General features: G+C 46.8%; 17 protein-coding genes and 1 riboswitch. Of the genes, 14 read left to right on the top strand and 3 right to left on the bottom strand.

The annotated features are described in order from the left end of the window. Positions 1-2: 2 nt before the first annotated feature. The 5 genes from ABT58_RS06065 (at position 3) to ABT58_RS06085 (ending at position 5,359) form a co-directional block, all read left to right on the top strand. Positions 3-1,241 carry an SAM-dependent methyltransferase gene (locus ABT58_RS06065; RefSeq protein ID WP_047873409.1) on the top strand — a complete coding sequence of 413 codons (1,239 nt, stop codon included), beginning with the start codon at positions 3-5 and terminating at the stop codon, positions 1,239-1,241. Positions 1,242-1,347: 106 nt separating this feature from the next. Further along, positions 1,348-1,875 carry a DUF2878 domain-containing protein gene (locus ABT58_RS06070; RefSeq protein WP_053062995.1) on the top strand — a complete coding sequence of 176 codons (528 nt, stop codon included), beginning with the start codon at positions 1,348-1,350 and terminating at the stop codon, positions 1,873-1,875. Next, positions 1,844-2,404, top strand: coding sequence for a chalcone isomerase family protein (locus tag ABT58_RS06075; RefSeq protein WP_229821534.1), 561 nt, complete (start codon positions 1,844-1,846; stop codon positions 2,402-2,404). Before ABT58_RS06070 ends, ABT58_RS06075 begins: the two co-directional genes overlap by 32 nt. A gap of 211 nt (positions 2,405-2,615) precedes the next feature. Continuing rightward, the gene (locus ABT58_RS06080; protein ID WP_229821536.1) at positions 2,616-3,131 is read left to right on the top strand and encodes a DUF3833 domain-containing protein; all 516 of its coding nucleotides are present in this window, start codon (positions 2,616-2,618) and stop codon (positions 3,129-3,131) included. Positions 3,132-3,517: 386 nt separating this feature from the next. Continuing rightward, a complete protein-coding gene (locus ABT58_RS06085) occupies positions 3,518-5,359 on the top strand; it encodes an ATP-binding protein (RefSeq protein WP_053062997.1) in 1,842 nt (613 codons plus the stop codon). A 123-nt stretch (positions 5,360-5,482) separates the two neighbouring features. On the opposite strand, the gene ABT58_RS06090 is transcribed toward ABT58_RS06085, so the two are convergent. After that, positions 5,483-7,189: an ATP-dependent endonuclease gene (locus ABT58_RS06090; RefSeq protein WP_047873411.1), complete on the bottom strand. Its 1,707-nt coding sequence runs from the start codon at positions 7,187-7,189 to the stop codon at positions 5,483-5,485. A gap of 230 nt (positions 7,190-7,419) precedes the next feature. Between ABT58_RS06090 and ABT58_RS06095 the strand changes: the two genes are divergently transcribed. Together ABT58_RS06095 and ABT58_RS06100 are read left to right on the top strand one after the other, a co-directional pair. After that, positions 7,420-7,812, top strand: coding sequence for a VOC family protein (locus ABT58_RS06095; RefSeq protein ID WP_047873412.1), 393 nt, complete (start codon positions 7,420-7,422; stop codon positions 7,810-7,812). A 276-nt stretch (positions 7,813-8,088) separates the two neighbouring features. Beyond that, positions 8,089-9,855 (top strand): bifunctional metallophosphatase/5'-nucleotidase, encoded by a 1,767-nt coding sequence (locus tag ABT58_RS06100; protein WP_047873413.1) that lies wholly within the window; start codon positions 8,089-8,091, stop codon positions 9,853-9,855. Positions 9,856-10,451: 596 nt separating this feature from the next. On the opposite strand, the gene ribB is transcribed toward ABT58_RS06100, so the two are convergent. Both ribB and ABT58_RS06115 read right to left on the bottom strand, forming a co-directional pair. Beyond that, positions 10,452-11,129 carry a 3,4-dihydroxy-2-butanone-4-phosphate synthase gene (gene ribB / locus ABT58_RS06110; protein WP_047873415.1) on the bottom strand — a complete coding sequence of 226 codons (678 nt, stop codon included), beginning with the start codon at positions 11,127-11,129 and terminating at the stop codon, positions 10,452-10,454. Positions 11,130-11,389: 260 nt separating this feature from the next. Continuing rightward, positions 11,390-11,568, bottom strand: a riboswitch (FMN riboswitch). Positions 11,569-11,673: 105 nt separating this feature from the next. Beyond that, the gene (locus ABT58_RS06115; RefSeq protein WP_047873416.1) at positions 11,674-12,606 is read right to left on the bottom strand and encodes a hypothetical protein; all 933 of its coding nucleotides are present in this window, start codon (positions 12,604-12,606) and stop codon (positions 11,674-11,676) included. 285 nt (positions 12,607-12,891) lie between these two features. Here ABT58_RS06115 and ABT58_RS06120 point away from each other — a divergent pair, with 285 nt between their 5' ends. The 7 genes from ABT58_RS06120 (at position 12,892) to ABT58_RS06150 (ending at position 20,250) form a co-directional block, all read left to right on the top strand. Next, on the top strand, positions 12,892-13,086 hold the full coding sequence (locus ABT58_RS06120; RefSeq protein WP_047873417.1) for a hypothetical protein: 195 nt from the start codon (positions 12,892-12,894) through the stop codon (positions 13,084-13,086). Positions 13,087-13,312: 226 nt separating this feature from the next. Further along, positions 13,313-13,594 (top strand): HlyU family transcriptional regulator, encoded by a 282-nt coding sequence (locus ABT58_RS06125; protein ID WP_047873418.1) that lies wholly within the window; start codon positions 13,313-13,315, stop codon positions 13,592-13,594. Positions 13,595-14,079: 485 nt separating this feature from the next. After that, on the top strand, positions 14,080-15,639 hold the full coding sequence (locus tag ABT58_RS06130; protein ID WP_047873419.1) for a Re/Si-specific NAD(P)(+) transhydrogenase subunit alpha: 1,560 nt from the start codon (positions 14,080-14,082) through the stop codon (positions 15,637-15,639). Between the two features lie 12 nt (positions 15,640-15,651). After that, entirely contained in the window at positions 15,652-17,049 is a 1,398-nt protein-coding gene (gene pntB / locus ABT58_RS06135; protein ID WP_047873420.1) for a Re/Si-specific NAD(P)(+) transhydrogenase subunit beta, read from the top strand. Between the two features lie 258 nt (positions 17,050-17,307). Continuing rightward, the gene (vxrA, locus tag ABT58_RS06140; RefSeq protein ID WP_047873421.1) at positions 17,308-18,747 is read left to right on the top strand and encodes a sensor histidine kinase VxrA; all 1,440 of its coding nucleotides are present in this window, start codon (positions 17,308-17,310) and stop codon (positions 18,745-18,747) included. Beyond that, complete coding sequence (locus tag ABT58_RS06145) at positions 18,722-19,384, top strand: response regulator transcription factor (RefSeq protein ID WP_047873422.1); 663 nt, start codon at positions 18,722-18,724, stop codon at positions 19,382-19,384. The genes vxrA and ABT58_RS06145 overlap by 26 nt, the downstream gene beginning before the upstream one ends. A gap of 2 nt (positions 19,385-19,386) precedes the next feature. Continuing rightward, complete coding sequence (locus ABT58_RS06150; RefSeq protein ID WP_229821538.1) at positions 19,387-20,250, top strand: DUF2861 family protein; 864 nt, start codon at positions 19,387-19,389, stop codon at positions 20,248-20,250. Positions 20,251-20,269 lie beyond the last annotated feature (19 nt).

Here is a 20,269-nt window from a genome sequence, read left to right on the forward strand (position 1 = left end):
CAATGCTCAAAAGTGAAACAAATGAAATGACCCTCGATGTCACCGTTGCTGACAATGTTGCCAAAAAGGTTATTTTCGGCATTTTGAATCAATTGAGCGGGGTGAGCATTACCCTGACAGAGAATAATGGGGAGACGCATCAGTTTGGTGATCAGCACGCGTCTCTGCAAGCCCACATCGTGGTTAATAACTTGGGTTTTTATCAACGTGTATTGCGTGGCGGCAGTATTGCAGCGGCTGAAGCGTACATTGATGGTTGGTGGGATTCCCCGGATTTGACGCAAGTGGTACGAGTCATCGCACGTAATTTACCGATACTCGATAAGATTGAAGCCAAAGTCAGCTGGATGTCTCGCATTCGTGATAAATGGCTCCATCGTTCTCGCCGTAATGATAAAGCCTCGGCAAAGAAAAATATTCTTGCGCATTATGATCTTGGCAATGATTTCTACCGTACCTTTCTAGACACAAACATGCTGTATTCTGCCGGCATTTACGATGCACCGAATACGACGTTAGAACAGGCGCAAATCAACAAGATGGACAGATTGTGCCGACAACTGAAATTACAACCGTCGGATCACCTGTTAGAGATTGGTACCGGTTGGGGGGCAATGGCCATTCATGCAGCAAAGCATTATGGTTGCCGTGTGACCACTACCACCATTTCAAATGCGCAACATGCCTGGGCAAAAGCGCGTATTGAAGAAGAAGGGCTGACAGACAAGATCACTCTGTTATTGGAAGACTACCGTGACCTGACCGGCCAGTACGACAAGATTGTTTCCATAGAGATGATTGAAGCGGTCGGGAAAGAGTACCTAACGAAGTACATCAAACAATGTCAGTCGTTACTTAAGCCAGACGGGCTGTTTGCGATTCAGGCCATCACCATTGCCGACCAGCGTTATGAAAGCTACAGCAACGGGGTCGATTTCATTCAGAAGTACATCTTCCCTGGGGGATTTCTGCCATCGGTGTCGGTGTTGTCAGCGCAACTCACAGAGCACAGTGATTTTGTGGTACGAGACATTAAAGACATCGGTATGGATTACGCAAAAACGTTGGCAGATTGGCATCAAAGGTTTGATGCGCAGATTGAGCAAATGGCAACGTTTGGGCTGGATGAGCGATTCATTCGTATGTGGCGCTTTTACTTCTGCTACTGTGAAGGTGGCTTCAGAGAGCGCAGTATCAGTACCGTGCAGTTGCTAGCGAGCCGTCACGGATGGCGGGAATGAGTTGGTGCCTTTTAGACAGCGTTGATACAGCGAATCGTTAATCAACTAATCATTAACGAACAAGCCATTAACCAACAAATACAGCAAGCAGACGGAGTGGGAGGTAATGATGAAGATGAGAGAGTTTGTGCTTATTGGCCTTGCCTTCAATTTATTCTGGTTACTTGCCGTGATGGGGCAAAATCAAACGCTGTTGCTGACTATTCCGCTGATTCTTCTGTGCTGGTGGCGCTATCAAGGCGCTGCCGTCTTTGGACTGACGGCAGGCTTGCTCGGGATTGCATCGGATAGCCTTTGGTTGCACTTAGGCATTTTTGCCTTTGATACAATGAACATCATTCCGATTTGGCTAATGGTGCTTTGGGTAGGATTTAGCTCGTTTGTGTGGGTTGTTCGTGACACGGTTCTTGGGTACCCCAAGGCGCTGGTGCTGATTGTATTCAGCATTGGTGGCACCTTGAGTTACCTGGCAGGATACCGGCTGGATGCTGTAGCGTGGCCTTATGGTGCGGGGATCACGCTCAGCATCTTGCTGGTGACTTGGACGGTGTTAGGAGCATTGCTGATTTGGCTGACAGAGCAGTTTTCCCGGAGGCTATACCATGTTCACATCCATCACACACACCATGAATAAGTCGGTGGCATCCCGCCATGCAATGTTAACCCTGTCATTGCTTGTACTACTCAGTGTGCTTGCACTCCCTGCCAAAGCCAGTTCAGTGACCTCTTCCTGGCAATCGTGGCCGGCGGTGGGTGACGCCACCTTAAAATGGGGGCCGTGGGTCATCTATGATTCGGAGTTACGTTCACCGAGTGGTCGGTATCTCAGCCAAGATCATGATTTGGCGCTTGTGATCAAATATCGCCGTAACATTGATAAAGACGATCTGATTGAAGCAACCGACGATCAATGGCAACACTTAGGCATTAGCAAAGCGAAACGGGACAAATGGCTGCGAACGTTGAGCCAGATTTGGCCTGATGTGAAAAAAGGCGATCGTCTTATCTACGTGCTGCAAAATGACCAAGGACGTTTTTACCGTGATAATCGTCAAATCGGCGTTGTTCAGGACAGGGAAATGTCTCAATCATTCCTGCATATTTGGTTGTCACCCAATACTTCTTACCCGCAAATCCGCCAACAACTTATTGGTATGCGTTAATGCTGCGCTCAAAGCATGACGACTGGACGCGAAGTAAACCTGTTTAGTCAAAGCACTCAAATCGAAGTGCACACATAAAGCATAAGAAAGGAATGACGAGATGGACTTACAACAGAACACAGCGAAGCGCATGAGGGGGAAGGCAACAACGCCCTCGTTTCGACCTTCTTTATTGCGATTCATCAAATGGTGCATAGTCAGTATGTTGGGAATGAGTTTATTTGGTTGCTCGGTTTCTATTGATGATTATCAAAACGCGACACCTAAGCTGGATCTGTTCCAGTATTTTGATGGCGAAGTGAAAGCTTGGGGTATGCTGCAAGATCGCAGTGGTAAACAAACCCGTCGCTTTGAAGTCGCTATAAAAGGGACGGTACAGGGCGATCAGCTGACATTGGAAGAAGACTTTATTTTTGATGACGGCGAAAAGCAGCGTCGTGTATGGGTGATCACCGCAATGGGTAATGGTCATTTCATTGGTGAGGCGGGAGATGTTGTGGGCCAAGCCTCAGGAAAAGTCGTAGGTAATGCGTTGAATTGGCAATACGTGTTGCGCGTGCCTGTTGGTGATAGTACCTATGATATTCATTTTAATGATTGGATGTATTTGCAAGATGATAAGCGTATGTTCAATCAGGCGGAAATGACCAAGTTTGGCTTCAAAGTCGGTCAGGTCACACTGTTTTTTGAGCGGGTGACACCCATGGCGACGTCACCATCTTTCTAACAGTACCCATAGTTAACTTTTTCTTCGTGCTATCTATTCCGCGCAATACATTTCGCGCTATCTATTCCCGTTACCTATCACCGTTAAGCATATTGAAGACCTGACAGAGTAAATTTGTCAGGTCTTTTTTCATGGTAGGTCTCTACCGGTTTTTGTCTTCATTTTCGACACTTCATCTTGCATTCATGACGCCACGTCATACCAACAATGTCATGAAAGGTGAGCTTCTTAATCAGGCAATTAAATTTGGCTCAAGCCTTTTTATGCACCTACATTAATAGTAAGCACCACACATTTATGCTGTGTAAGGTGAGGGATAAAAGTAGAAAGCCTGGTGCAAGTGGCGGGGTATAACGGTGAAAAATAGCAAGATTAGGCGTTATAGCGTGGTATTTCTTTCATTGTCGCTGGTGTTATTTTCAAGCGCGTTGTACGGGTATCTACAGAATCGACAATTAGAAACCTATTTATTGCGTTTGACCGAACTGGGACATCATATTATTCACCTGCGGGATGAAGTGATTTTAGCTTCCCATCAAAGTCCATTTCCTGCCGCAAAACTGATGGCGGACTTAGAAGCAGTGGAAGTGGCGGTGACTCGTTTCCAACGCAATGATGACGGTATGATACCGGATATCCTCTATCCGGGAGTTTTAGCACAGATCTCAGAGACATTTTATACCGCGACGCTGGGGCTCACACTGCAACTGACGGATTTAGTCGATATCAGCGTGCAGCACGAACATCGCCAGTCTGTAGATCCAATGACGATGAATAACATTCCCCCCATGGTGGATGAGATGCTTGTGTACAGTCCGGAACAAGCACAATTACATCGTTTGTTATTGTCTGAAGAGCGTGTTGATTTTGTCGAACAAGCTGAAATGCAAATTAGCGAGATGCAGATGGCTTACCGCGATTTGAATGCCATCAATGCCTTGCTGTATTTACTGTTGCTGATGGTGATGATTGTTTTGGTCGCGAAAGTACGTGTGAATGATCTCAAAGTCATTAATGCTGTTATTCAGGATGAAAAAGCCAAAGCAGAAGCGGCCAGTCAGGCGAAAAGTGTCTTTCTCGCGACAATGAGTCATGAGTTGCGCACGCCCATGAATGGCGTATTGGGGATTGCCCAGTTAATCGAGAGTGAAACCCAAGAGCCGGAAACGAAAGAGCAAGCAAAGATCATCATGGATTCGGGTCAGCACTTATTGACCTTACTGAATGACATTCTCGATTTTTCAAAGATTGAAGAAGGGAAAATGACGCTGGAACAAGTGACCTTTTCGCTGGAAGGGGTCATCGCACATTTGGATACCACACTCCGGCCGCTCGCCGTTGTGAAGCCAATTGGTTTTCATTTATATAACCATGTGCCGGCAAATGCGCAGCTGGAAGGGGATGTGGGCCGTTTCCGGCAGATTTTGTTTAACTTACTTGGTAACGCCATCAAGTTTACCGAGCAAGGCCACGTCGACGTCGAATTTATCCCAATTAATGACACTTTGCGTGTGGTGGTCAGAGATACCGGGATTGGTATTCCCAACGAGAAGCTGGATACGATCTTTACACCGTTTGAACAGGCTGAAAATTCCACCACACGTCGGTTTGGCGGAACGGGTCTTGGGTTGGCCATTGTGAAAGAAATTACCCAACTCATGGGCGGAACGCTCTCGGTGACCAGCCGAGAAGGGATCGGCAGCGAGTTTACGGTTGATTTACCGTTCTTGATCAGCCAAGACATCGATATGGATCCGTTATTTACGTCAGCCTCGCCACCTTGTACGAACATGACGTATGGCGACTCACAAGGCTTAAAGGTGCTGCTGGTGGAAGATAACGCCGTGAATGCCATGGTTGCTAAACGGTTTTGTGAGAAGGAAGGGCATCAGGTGACTCACTGCCTGGATGCCATGAAGGCGATAGAGGTACTCAAGCAGACGGCGTTTGATGTCATTCTGATGGATAATCATATGCCCGGTTTAATGGGAAGCGAGGCGATTCGGATCATTCGGCAGGAACTGAAGATCAAAACCGTGATTTTTGCCTGTACCGCAGATGTCTTTGAAGCGGCTCATGAGGAATTCATACGCAACGGTGCTAATTATGTCTTAACCAAACCCATGCAGGCACACCGTTTATATCAAGCCATTGATCAATTTTCTGATGAGATTGCCCGCTATGGCGCAAGCGCTGTGAAACAAGAAGATAGCGCAATACTGGGATAAGCAGCGGATAGCTAATGCCTGTTAGCTTTATGCTCGCTAGTCTAATGCGTATTAGTCCAATGCCCGTTAGGCTAACGTCGGTTAGCTAAGCAAGATTGACATAAGTCAGGCCGCCTCAGAAAGTCAGCTTTGTCCTCGTGACATCGCCACAATACGTTTAAGCACCCAACGTAGCAGTAGTGGAATGCTGTCGGTATTGTTTTCATCCACATAGTTAACCATCGCCAATGCTACATCTGGCTTCGCGTGCCGTTTGAGCGCCCGCTGAATGATCTTTTTCGCCGGAGTTGGCGAGTCGTTCGGAATATTGGCTAACTCTCTAAATAGGGGCTCAAAGCCGTTATAGTAGAGGAAATGCTCAATATCACGTTTTGGTAGCATTGTGATGCGGTGACGCTCCGCTTCATGACCTAAAAGATTGCGAACTGTCTCTACGTAGCGCTTACCCGCCATATCACCGTCTGCAATCATATGCCATTCAATCCCCAAACTGCGGGCGACCTTAATCAGCGGTTTTAAGCCGCTTTGGGCAAACTCGATGATCTGAACACCTTCCGCTGCGAGGTTATAGCCGCAGATACTGGCTAACTCATTAAACAGCCACACTTCGGTTTCACCTTCGACCAGCAACCATGCGCGAGAGAACAATGCGCTCGGGCGATGGACACGTAAATGGAAGGTAATACGCCGTTGCTCATCACGACTGAGCTTGAAGTCACTAATGGCATATACCTGCGTTTTAGCCGGCTTACGGATCAGTTTTTTGATGCTGTCGAGCGGTACGACAGAGGTCAGATCCGGACTGTTGGTGGTTAAGATCTTTTGCATCGGCATTTTGGCGATAAAGGTCCATGCCTGATGCAAAATTGTCGGGTGTAATCGACCTTCCGGATCTTCTAGGATCATAATCGGACGAGACAAGCGTTTAAGCTCGACGGGGCCTCGCGCACGAATGAAGGCATTCAACAGCCCCATTAAAACCAAACGACTCTGGCGACTGGTTTCAGGCTCGGTAAGTTGCTCAAGGGGATTCATCGCATACTGCGCGCGATCCGGAAAATGGGCGCGGTCAAAGTCGTTATGACGCGTATGGGGCGTAAAGGCAAAGTAATGGTCAACCAGTGTATGCAAGGCATTAATGCTGCTTTTGATTTCGGCCTGGCTCACATGGCCGGGCTGGGTCATTAAACGACGGCAGGTGTTATCCAACCGGCGCTCGATACGTTGATTGTCTGCTTTACGTTTTTCTGCATGGCCATTGGTTATCTGCCCGTTACTTGTTGCGGGTTCACTCTCACGATGACTGCGTAAGCGTCGTGCATCACGAATACGGACGACGGGGTGTAACACCATTAACTGTCTGGCCAGTTTCTCACTTTGCTCCAGTGGGATCACTTCACCATGACGATCTAAAAACGCATGCCGGGTCGTGATTTTATCGTCCTCAATGGTACTGGAGATTTGATAGAGCAGGGTTTTGAGTGATTGATCTTTCGCGGGGGGCGTTTTATCGGGGCTTGGCATATCAATCCACACAGGAGAGAACGCACGGTAACGTCTTGCATGACATTCCCCCGGGTAATCCTCCTGCCAATGCAGCACGATATGCAGCTGATTCATTTTTGCGTGCCCGGCGCTGTAATCGATATGGAAATCGCTGAAAGTAAACGTATGAAATTTAGCATAAGGTGACAAAGCGATATCCAGCGCATCGAGTAGGGAAGATTTACCCCATGCGTTTTCACCTATCAGCACGGTTAACTCATCAAACGACAATGACAGCCGTTTGATACCTCGAAAGCCTGAAATCTCAATTCGTTGCAGTTTCATATTCACCTCATCGATGACCTACATGGTTAAGCCTATCGCACAAGCGATTGAATGGGCGATGTATTTGTCACATTATTGGAATCCTTGACCCTGAAAATCCCCTTACATTGGCTTGTTGAGTCAAAAAGGAGTTGCTATAGTGCGGCGATTCAATACCACGATAACTCGCTGATAAGAAAAATGTTGTGGTAGCTCGTATTGATTGGCGATAGACAATTTGGAGACGTCAGATGGCTAAAATTATTCATTCTATGGTACGTGTGGTTGACCTAGATAAATCACTACAGTTTTATAAATCAGCATTGGATCTGGATGTCGCAGAACGTCTGGATTTTGAAGGTTTTAGCTTGGTGTACCTGCGCAATGAAGAAAATGACATGGAGCTTGAGCTGACATGGAATGAAGGCGCAGAAGCTTACACGCATGGTACAGGTTACGGTCACCTTGCAGTAGCCGTTGAGAACCTGGAAGCAGAACATGAGAAATTGGCGGGTTTGGGTTATGAGCCAGCAGACATTAAAGAATTTTTCCGTGATGGTCAGTTGCTAGCAAAATTCTTCTTTGTGCAAGATCCTGACGGTTACAAGATTGAATTCCTACAACGTCATGGCCGTTACCAGTAAGCACGGTTATCCCTAATCGTGTTATCCCCGAAAACCACGTTGCATGGCGTGGTTTTTTAGTATGTGGCTTCTGAGTTTATGGCTTTTTCGTCTGTATTTTTTGTGTATCTGGCACTGACATAAAAGGGTCATTACAATGACGCTATTATGCAAATAGCGGCATGATAGACTTCACCCAAAACTGCAACAAAATGATAAATTAAATTGAAAGACTGAGATTTCACGCATCTTGCGATATCATAATGCCCATGTACTCATGGAGAGACTGAAAGAAATATGACAACACATCGCCCCGCGAAAATCACGATTGCTCACATTAATGACACGCATTCACACTTTGAGCCTTCTTCGATCTCATTGCAGCTTCCGAACGAAGTGTTAAATGCGGATATGTCTGTGTTTGCCAGTTGTGGTGGTTTTTCGCGCGTCTCATCTGCCGTTAAAGATGTAAAAAGGCAGGCTCACTTAAAAGACCGTGAGTTTATGTTTGTACATGGGGGGGATTGTTTTCAAGGGACATTATATTTCTCACTCTATAAAGGGGTCGCTAATGCCCATCTACTGAATGCGATTGGTGTAGAAGCCATGGCATTGGGTAATCATGAATTAGACATGGGTAATGGCATTGTGGCTGATTTTATGGATCAGGCGCATTTTCCATTGCTTGCCGGAAATTGGGATTTATCCAACGAAAACCCGCATAAACCGAATCCTTTGGCGCCGAAGAACAATGTACTGGCTTATGATGCCGAACTCGGCCATGCACGTTATTTGGTCAAAGATGTTGATGGTGAACCAGTTGCGCTGTTTGGTTTAGCCATTGAGAACATGGCAGGCATTGCCAACCCGGATCCTGATACCACATTTCGAAATGTGGTGGATGTAGCAACAAGTACGATTGCAGCCCTTCATGAAGCGGGTATCAATAAGATCATTGTGCTGAGTCACCTTGGTTATGATCGCGATCTGGAATTAGCCGAAACGGTATCCGGCATCGGTGCCATTATTGGCGGACATACCCATACCATGCTGGGGGATTTTAGTCGTATTGGTTACGGTGTCACGGATGAATACCCTTATCTGGTTGAAAAAACACAGACTTACGTGGTGCAAGCCGGTTGTAATGCATTAGCGTTAGGTCAGCTTGAGATTGACTTCAATGCAGACGGTTCTGTTGCATCGGCAAGTGGCATTAATCAATTATTGCTAGGTCGTCAATTTACGCTAGATGCCAGTCGTAGCGAGCACCTGGACGAATCCAGTCACGAATCCGTGAAGCAATATTTGTTGCAAGAGCCGTCGGTACGCTTTTGTATTAAAGATCCGTTGATTGAAAATCTGCTGAACGAACATTATCGTCCGGCAGTGCGTCAACTTCAGACCCAGCATGTTGCGACCATTACAGAACCGTTGCGTCATACGCGTATTCCTGATGCAAAAGGCGGTAGTCAAATTGCGCCGCTGGTGGTTGATAGCTTTGTTTGGCAAGCGCGTCAGCAAGGTGTGCCCGTGGATTTCGGTATCCATAATGCCGGTGGTGTGCGTGCTTCGTTGCATCAAGGGCCCATTACGTCAGCGGACATTGCTGGCCGATTGTTGCCGTTTGCTATTGGTCTAATGACGTATGAAGTCACCGGCAAGCAAATTCGCTTGGCGTTAGAAGGGGCTATCAATAACGCCATTGATAATGGTGTGGAAGGGACGGGCAGTGGTAGCTTCCCCTATACCTCACACCTTCGATACACCTATGAATGTTGTGCAAAAGCAGGACTGCGTATTCAACACCTTCAGCTAAAACGTGGCGATGCGTGGGAAGATGTTGACGATACAGCAATGTATGTGTCGGTATCATCCGGCTATACCGCAACCGGTAAAGAAGGGTATGACGCCTTACTGGATGAGACGAAAGAGCCTGTTGCTTTGAATGTGACGATGGCGGAAGCCTTTGAAGGGTTTGCCCGCTTTTATGGAGAATTGTCTGCACCCACCGAATCGCTGGTGGATTATCACCCGTGTGAATGTGGCCATGAACACGTAGCCTGAACACACAATCAATAATCGACGTGGAATAAAGCAAAGTTATGCTATTTCACCTCGTATTATGCTGATTAAAAGCCGAATCTCAGGATTCGGTTTTTTTATGCCCATAACGTGTGTCAGTGTTATATCCATGAACCTGTGATGGCCTATTGTTATCTGTAGAGGGTATATATTTTCCTGCTTACAGTGCGGCACAAAATAAATAACAAAAATAGCAATAAATATATTAAAGGGATGTGCTTGTGTGACGATACAAGAAATACCGTTATTTCAACAAAGGAAGAGGGACAGAGGATGACCAGAGATTGGACAGATATGGCAGTTGTTGTCGCATGGGTTGCGGCATGGAGTTTGTTAATTTACTTAATGCCAGCGATTTAATGCTTCAGGTGTATGAAAAGGGAACGCTAATAAAGTCAGGCGTTAAGACGATGTATTTCATTCATAACGATACGATGCATTTAGCTTCAAAAATTTCCGCTACGAGACGGTTAGCGTCAATATTCGAATTTGCCTTTTCAGCGACAGACGGATAAACCGGTGACAGTTTCGCTGAAAAGGCAATGTCTATTTACGCGTAAACGCCAAACTAAGCCTGATTAAGCCGTTAGGGCTTCAGAAGCTTCGCTGTTTGCCACTTCTTTCGCTAAACGGTATGCCGCTAAATCTTCAATGGTCAGTACAGGCATGTTGTGTACCTTACCGAATTCAATCACTTCTGGCAGGCGAGCCATGGTACCGTCTGGGTTAGTCAATTCACACAATACGCCGTAAGGCTTCAGACCCGCCAGACGCATCAGATCGATAGTCGCTTCAGTATGACCACGACGAGCCAACACGCCATCTGGATTCGCTTTCAGCGGGAATACGTGACCTGGACGGCAGATATCAGACGGTTTCGCATCATCCGCAATGGCGGCTTTGATAGTAGTAACACGGTCAGCGGCAGATACACCGGTTGTTACGCCGTGTGCTGCTTCAATCGTAACGGTAAAGCCCGTTTGGTTAGCACTGGTGTTGTTCTCTACCATCATTGGTAGCTCAAGTTGTTCAACACGCTCATCGGTCAGGCAAAGACACACGATGCCTGAACATTCACGGATCATCAGTGCCATTTGTTCTGCAGTCAGTGTTTCTGCGGCGTAAATGATGTCACCTTCGTTTTCGCGGTCTTCGTCATCAACAACCAATACGCCTTGGCCGCGACGAATAGCATCAAGACCCGCTTCAACGCGCTCAAATGGGGTACCGTAAGGGGTAAGTAGAGACTGATTCATGGTAAGAAACTCCAAATAATAAAAAATTACCAGAATCAGGGCATGGAAAGTCAGTGAAGCAAAACACAGGCGAACGCGCCCGTATTTCTACGTGGTTTGTTCGTGCGAAAGCCGATCTGTGCGTATAAAACGCGTACAGCAACACAGTGCCTAGCAATACTCCGTAGAGTGCAGCAGCCTCATCATGTCATCAGCATTTACGCGCCATTGATATTGTTCAGGCGATCGTAAAAACGCACGTTGATATAACGTTACTTTACTGAAATCCTCTTTCATCCGGACTATGACCGTCGGCTCTGGAATAGGTATGTAAGGGCTACATACGGCACCAGATCTGCTGACCTTACTCGCCTGAAATCAGGTTGAATAAGCGCTCGCGGGCTTTCTTCACAAGAAGATCACCGCCGGTGGGGAATTTCGCCCCGCCCTGAGAATTCATAGCGAATATAGAGAAACTACTGACAGGGTGCAAGATAAACCGATGATTTGCCCACGATAGTTTGATGTTCGTAGGCAATTGCTAAGTAATTGATGAATAAATCAACTAACTGCTAACGGCATTGTGCTTTGCCTGAGTGTGGCGGCTTATTGCCCGTACTAACAGCGGCAGCGCATAGGTCGGCAACTGAATCGCAGCCAGCAAAATGAGGTAATCGGGGCCTAAATAACTGCCCGCGACGGTATAGGTGAGCAGTACATTGCGATTAGCTGAGGTGATTGCCGCCAGTAGTCCTGCGTTGAGGCTCTGAGAGCGATAAAGCAAATAGCCCACAAGGAAAAACAGCAGTGATAATGCCGTTGCTAACAATAAGTAGAGCATGGCCTGTGACAAGCTGACATTAAATGTGTCGCGGAACGGCCCAATTAAACCAAAGGGAAAAGCAAACACCAGCACAATGGTGACAGACGATAAGCGCTGATGGATCGATTGCAGTGTCGATGAAGGGGTGAATCGATAAACCAGGGCAGAAATACCCATTGGCCCGACAATAAAAATGAGTAAGCGCAATACATACTCTTGTAGATTGAGCGTGAAGTGGTCATCCTGAAACACAAGCAAATTGACATACAACACGGCAGGCATGATCAAGGTGGTGGCAATGGTCATCGCCATGGCTTTGAGAGGGTCTAACCCCACAGAACGGGCAATCGCTGGAGTGGCAAATAACGATCCTGTCGCCGCGACGCCGGCAATCCCTAACGTTAATGACGCTGAAGCACCCAATAACGTGGCCATAGCGGTACTCATAAGGGTGAGCCCAGCACTGTGTAGCAGCGCGTAGATCCAAACTGAAGGGCGTTGAAGCGCTTTTATTAAAGCTTGTTGCTGCATACCCAATAAGGTGAAGAGCATCAAGAAGAACAAGATATAAGGCAAATAGGGGAAAAGTGCCGCAGAGGCAGTGGGAAACATAAACCCTAATACCCCCGCCAGCATTAACAATGCGGCGGAATGTCGCTGAATAAATCCCTGCATGATATTGCTCCATGACCGTGACAATCACTCACTTATCTGTTGCGTCATTGTTAATCACGTTAATAAGAAATGCAACGATGAAAAGCTATGCGCGCAAATGGGACTATTTGCTTGTTTAGTCGCAATAAATGAATGGAATGGTGTCGCAGAATAAACGGGTTTTACACTTGTTTAACACATTATAAAAACTAATAGTGTAAGTTGAATATTTGTCTGTTTTGGCTGTTAAATGAACAGGTTAGAATGTCCCCATTGAAATAAAATTGACAACATTGAGAGGCAATCATGGCACAGGCAATGAATTTTGACACCTTAGCTGAGCAAACCACCGCTTTGGACAAAAAAGCCTATGCGGTTAACATCAAAGGATTGATTGCTCACGCATTAGACATCTTCACTGGCAGCGCAAAACCCGCTAAACAATATAACGTGGCAGATTTACCGGTACACTTGCAAAAAGATATTGGTATCTATCGTTAATATTGTCGACTAACGCACGAAAAGTACACATGAAAACGCTGGCTCAGGCCAGCGTTTTGCGTTTATGCTGGCGGAATAACGCAATGACCTTTACGTAAAGGGCAGGCAATAGCACTTTTTCGATGAATCACCAATTTTTTTAAGCAGTTAACACACATTTCAACTTGTTTGTCACACAATGTCGTGATACTGATAAGGCATAAACATTTGTTTGGAGATTTTGGACGTGGGCTTTTTTTCAAAACTGTTTGGATTAAATAAATCAGCCTCTCATCAGCCCGCTGTTGAGCCTGTCGAATACAAAGGATATTTGATTTATCCGGAGCCAAAAGCTGAAGGTGGACAGTACCGCATTGCAGGGCGAATCTGTAAAGACATTGATGGGGAAACGCAGACCCATGTCTTTATTCGTTCTGATCTGATGGGTTCAAAGGCTGATGCCGAAACCTTCATGGTAAATAAAGCCCAAATGTTTATCGATCAAAACGGCGACAGCATGTTCCGTTAATGTGTTTTATTCCCTTCATGCACGCTTGCTGGTATTACATCGCAGAGTGGCGTGGAGGGAAGAATGATGTCCACCCTTTAAATATTGGATTGAAAGGGTGGAAAAAGAGGACGCCGCGCAAAGGTGCGGGAATTCATCAAGGAATGATGATTTCTTCTGGCTTGAATAGCCACATTTCATCTCTTTTCCTTACTGCATGAATAGACAATCCGCTATTAAAAATGACAAGAAACGCTGTTTTGTCAGGTATGGGGCGTGTTACCCATGTTATTGACCTGATTGAAGCTAGCACCTTCATTTTTAAAGTGGTTTGACCTCTGTCCACGGGTTACAGACGTTATTTTCTTACCGTTAGAAGGTAACATTTGTTGCATAAAATGGCGCGCAAATCGGTAATTTTTGTTTTTTTCCTACAAAATGCTTGATATTGCGCGATGGGTTGGATAAAAAATTGTTACTTATTTGCCACAATTTAGGGAATAACAATGCAAATCGGTGTGCCTAAGGAAATACTCGCCCATGAAACGCGAGTGGCTGCGACGCCTAAAACGGTGGAGCAGTTATTAAAAATGGGGTTCAGTGTTGCAGTTGAAACCAATGCCGGTATCGGTGCAAGTTTTGACGATGCTGCGTATGAAGCGGCTGGTGCAACAGTGGTTAGTCAAGAAGACGTTTGGTCATCAGATATTATCTTCAAGGTTAATGCACCTATTGTGTGTGAAAAAACCGGCGTTGATGAATTTGAATTGATCAAAGAAGGGGCAAGCCTGATTAGCTTTATTTGGCCTGCACAAAACCCGGAATTACTGGAAAAACTATCCAGTAAGAACATTAACGTTATGGCCATGGATTCTGTTCCGCGTATTTCCCGTGCGCAGGCGCTGGATGCACTGAGCTCAATGGCAAATATTGCAGGTTACCGTGCTGTTGTTGAAGCTGCCCATGAATTTGGTCGTTTCTTCACAGGGCAAATCACGGCTGCGGGTAAAGTACCGCCAGCGAAAGTGATGGTTGCCGGTGCCGGTGTTGCTGGTTTGGCAGCGATCGGTGCAGCAGGTAGCTTAGGCGCTATCGTTCGCGCATTTGACGTACGTCCTGAAGTAAAAGAGCAGGTCGAGTCAATGGGCGCTGAATTCCTTGAAGTCGACTTTAAAGAAGACACCTCTACCGGTGACGGTTATGCAAAAGAGATGTCTGATGAATTCAACAAAGCAGCAGAGCGTCTATACGCGAAGCAAGCAAAAGATGTCGACATCATCATCACAACCGCGCTTATTCCAGGGCGTCCAGCACCAAAACTGATCACCAAAGAAATGGTTGACTCAATGAAGTCAGGCAGCGTGATCGTTGACTTGGCAGCGGCAAACGGCGGTAACTGTGCGTACACAGAAGCTGACAAAGTCGTGACAACGCCAAACGGTGTGAAGATCATCGGTTACACCGACATGGTTGGTCGTCTTCCGACCCAATCTTCTCAGCTTTACGGTACAAACCTTGTTAACTTGATGAAACTGCTCTGCAAAGAGAAAGACGGTAACATCGACATCGACTTTGATGATGAAGTACTTCGCGGCCTGACCGTGATCAAAGAAGGTGAAGTGACTTGGCCTGCGCCACCAATCAAAGTATCTGCGCAACCACAAGCTCAGCCTAAAGCACAAGCTGCTGAAAAAGTAGAGAAAGTGGAAGAACCAACATCACCGGTGAAAAAAGTCGCAGGTCTGGCTGTTGCCGTTGGTGCATTTGCTTGGGTTGCATCGGTTGCACCTGCTGCCTTCCTTTCACACTTCACCGTATTCGTACTGGCTTGTGTGATTGGCTACTACGTTGTTTGGAACGTGACACACGCGCTTCACACACCACTTATGTCCGTAACGAATGCTATCTCAGGCATTATCGTTGTGGGTGCTCTTTTGCAAATCGGTCATGGCAATGGGGTAGTTTCATTCCTTGCGTTTATTGCCGTTCTTATTGCGAGCATCAATATTTTCGGTGGTTTCACAGTGACCAAGCGCATGCTTGAAATGTTCCGTAGAGATAAGTAGGAGTAGGCAATAATGTCTGAAGGTTTAACACAAGCGGCATATATTGTAGCTGCCCTCTTTTTCATCTTGAGCTTGGCAGGTCTGTCAAAGCAAGAGTCTGCACGTACAGGTAACTATTTCGGTATTGCCGGTATGACCATTGCGCTTATCGCGACCATTTTTGGTCCTGAAGCACAAGGTATTACTTGGATTATCGTGGCGATGGTCATCGGTGGCAGCATCGGTATTTACTACGCAAAACGTGTAGAAATGACTGAAATGCCAGAACTGGTTGCCATTCTTCACAGCTTCGTAGGTCTAGCTGCGGTACTTGTTGGTTACAACAGTTTCATCGAGCCACCTGCAATGGGACTGGCTAACCCTGCTGATCTGCATGCAGAGCATGTGATTCACATGGTTGAAGTGTTCCTGGGTGTCTTCATCGGTGCAGTGACCTTTACCGGTTCTATCGTTGCATTCGGTAAACTACGCGGTGTCATTTCATCGTCTGCATTGAACATTCCACACAAACACAAGTGGAACCTTGCTGCGATTGTTATCTCTACAATCCTGATGATTTACTTCGTGAAAGTAGACGGCAGCATGTTTGCTTTGATCGTGATGACGCTGATTGCATTGGTATTTGGTTACCACTTGGTGGCTTCTATCGGTGGTGCGGACATGCCAGTGGTTGTTTCAATGCTGAACTCTTACTCAGGTTGGGCAGCGGCAGCAGCGGGCTTCATGTTGGCAAACGACCTGTTGATCGTAACGGGTGCGTTGGTAGGTTCTTCGGGTGCGATTCTGTCTTACATCATGTGTAAAGCCATGAACCGTTCTTTCGTTAGCGTTATCGCCGGTGGTTTCGGTAATGATGTCTCAGCATCATCGTCTGATGAAGAGCAGGGCGAGCACCAAGAAGCGTCTGCGGAAGAAGTCGCTGAAATGCTGAAAGATGCACGTTCAGTGGTGATCACTCCGGGATACGGCATGGCGGTTGCGCAAGCTCAGTACCCAGTTCATGAAATCACTGACAGATTGCGTCAACAAGGTGTTGAAGTGCGCTTTGGTATCCACCCAGTTGCGGGTCGTCTACCTGGTCACATGAACGTACTGTTGGCTGAAGCAAAAGTACCGTACGACATCGTATTGGAAATGGACGAAATCAACGACGATTTCCCACAAACTGACGTTGTACTGGTTATTGGTGCGAACGACACCGTTAACCCAGCGGCAATGGAAGATCCAAACAGTCCAATCGCGGGCATGCCAGTACTGGAAGTGTGGAATGCGAAACACGTTATCGTGTTCAAGCGTTCTATGAACACCGGTTATGCGGGCGTACAGAACCCATTGTTCTTCAAAGAAAACTCGCAAATGCTATTTGGTGATGCGAAGGAATCTTGTAACAAGATCCTGGAACACCTATAAAATAGACACGCAGTATAGGAAAGGGAGCTTCGGCTCCCTTTTTTCGTTTTGGTACATTCTGTTTGACCAATTTATAGTGTGAAGCAAAAGGGGATGGGCGTTTTGTATAAATTCAACGCAGATAACGATTTATCAGGGAGATAAGGCGGATCAATGTTAGGCTTATGGTGTTAACGCTTGATATTATTCGATTACTTAACAAGCAAGCGAATGACAGTTCCCTGACATAAGCGGCAAATTGAATGATAGACTGCAGCCATGAAAAAATACGTCCTATTGCTATCACTGTTACTGCTGGGCCCCAAAGCGGCACTGGCGGAAAATTTGCCAGAACGCTTATCAGCCGTTCGCGCTGAGCTATTGGCCAGTGAACCCGTTGCGACGTATGACTTCAGACAACTGCAAAGTCAGTACCCCGACGCGCTGATTTTGCACGAATCATTGTTGCCACAATCTGCTGACTACCCACTGAAATCGTTACAACGCCTTTATAAAAGCTCGCTGTCCTGTAAAGGACCGTGGCCTGTTACGCCGTTGTTGACGCAGCCTTTAGTGTTTACCCGCGCTATTTGTAATAACACTGTTCTCCCTATTGGTTGGTTCACCCGAGCTGGGTATATCCATCCCGGCGGTGGTAGCTATGCGCAGCGTTATCTGCAAAAGCATCCGGATATGCTCGAAAAACTCCATCCGTTTTTGCATATTCAGGAGCGAGAACTCGCGCCCACCAATACCATTCTCGGGCGTTTGCAGCGCATGAGCAGCGAAGAAATTCAGGTGTACATTGCCGGTGCAGAAGCCTTTGTATCTAATGGGGAACTGTGGATCCGTAATGGCAATGAATACCACATTTACAGTCAGGTTGTCTGGGCGCCCATCATGGGCAAATTCGATGTGAATTTTACCCGCTTGAACCAAACCGGCTTTTGTACCCTTAAAAGTGGCAACATTTGTTGGGAAGAGGAAGACAAATCACATTTAACCCTCTATCTCTTGGTCGGGCTATTGGTTATTAATGTCGGTCTATTGTTTGGCTGGGGATTCTACCGTTGGCGGATCCGTCGACGTGCCATGCAAGAGCGCATGTTGGTGTTGCAAATTCTGACACACGAACTGCGTACACCGATAGCAAGTTTGGCTATGACAGTAGAAGGTTTCCGACGTAATTTTGATGCTTTGCCGGAAACCTTATATGATGAGTTTAGACGTCTGACGGAAGACTCACGACGTTTACGACAGCTGGCCGAGGCCAGTAAAGATTATCTTCAGGCGAATCAACAAGAACTGAGCGTTCAACCCCTAGAATCATTCAATGAATGGGTGGAATACTTGAGTGAACCTTATGAGGTTAACCTTGAGTTAGCGGAAGATCGTCCTGTCGACGTGAACATTTATTGGTTAGGAACGTGCATCGACAACTTGCTATCCAATGCAAATAAATATGGCGTAAAGCCCGTAACATTAACATCATCGTTCAATAACGGAAAATTGATTGTAAGCGTTTCAGATAATGGACAGCTTGGCTCAAAAGATTGGGCCAGATTAAGGAAGCCCTTCGTAAGTGAAAGAGGTCTAGGGCTTGGTCTTACTATCGTTGAATCGATGATTCGCAGAATGGGTGGACGGATGAAACTCATCGGCCCCCCAACAACTTTTATATTGGAGATACCGTGTGAATCAAACTCTGCTTCTGGTTGAAGATGACCGCAACCTTGCCGATGGTTTACTCGAGAGCTTGAAAGAAGCTGGTTACAACTGCCTATACGCAGATTGTGCAACCCAAGTCGCCTCGCTATGGCAAAATGCCGATTTGGTGATTTTGGACCGACAGTTACCAGAAGGTGACTCACTGAGCTACCTGCATGGCTGGTTAGGTATCAAGCATGTACCTGTGATTTTGTTGACCGCTATGGTCTCAGTCTCTGACAAAGTGATTGGTCTGGACTCTGGCGCCAAAGACTACCTGACAAAGCCCTTTGCTGAAGAAGAACTGCTGGCGCGTATTCGCTTGCACTTACGTACTGGTGCGCCGGATATGCCATCCACCAACGTTGTGAAAGTGGGTGATATCAGCATTGATTTGGACAGCCGTGACGTGGTGCTGGCAGGTAGCAGCATTACCTTGACCCGTACTGAATTTGAATTGTTGGTGTTCCTTGCGAAACATGCAGGCCGTGTGTTTACCCGTGATGAGCTATTGGATCAGGTATGGGGTTACAACCATTACCCGACAACACGTACGGTCGATACTCATATTCTGCAGCTTCGCCAGAAACTGCCGGGTATCGAGATTGAAACTTTACGTGGGGTAGGTTACCGGATGAAATCAGCGTAACCATGTCGAAACTGTCACTGACGTGTTCACTGCTGCTGTTGCAGTCGGCCTTAATGGTCCCGACTGCAACGGCTAAGTGGTTTATGAACCAAGATTTATTCACCGTTGCTCACCAAAAATTGCTGGAAGGGAAGACCAATGAGAGCTTTGGCTCGATGGTTCAGGCCTGGCAGCAAAGCCCATCTGCCGAACAACAAAACAACCTCAATGAACTGCTGCAACTGGCAATCACCGAAGACTGTGGTCACAGCTTAGATCGCACGGCACTGCCTTCCTGGTTAACCAGTGTGGTGATCCAGCGTGAAATGGTGCAGAACCAAAACCAGATCTTGCCAAGATTGGCCATTAATGGCACCGCAGAACGCCGTATTACAGAGATCAAGTTCATCCATTGGCCCGATCAGGTTATCTTGTCAGCGACCCCGAAACTGAACAATGGGGGGTATTTCTCACTGGAAACCCGCCGGTTGGAAAAAGCCAGCAGTGAGGGCTTGTATCAGTTAGTGATCAACGGTGATGGGGATGTGAGCTTCAAAACCTGGGTGTTGCTGACCCGCCCGCAAAGTAAGCAGCGCATTGGCTGGATTGACAGTCGCAGCTGGCGTATCGAGCGGAATGGCTTGCCTGATCGCGCGTGTCCATCGCCGGTATTGTCCATGAATGTCTACGATCTGGAAGACACGTCCTGGACGCCGCTGTGGACAGAAAACGTTGACGGAAAATTACCGACAACGCTGCCTAAGCTGGATTTACCGGATGGGCGTTATTGGCTGAGCGTGGGAGTCATTGAAAGTCGCTGGCAGGGCGAGATTGGTATTCTGGATATTCAAAGCATCACAAGACCGGTTGATCACTCGGGTTTATAACCCTTTAGCGTGATTTATC

Source organism: Photobacterium aphoticum, from assembly GCF_001029435.1.
Lineage (GTDB): Bacteria > Pseudomonadota > Gammaproteobacteria > Enterobacterales > Vibrionaceae > Photobacterium > Photobacterium aphoticum.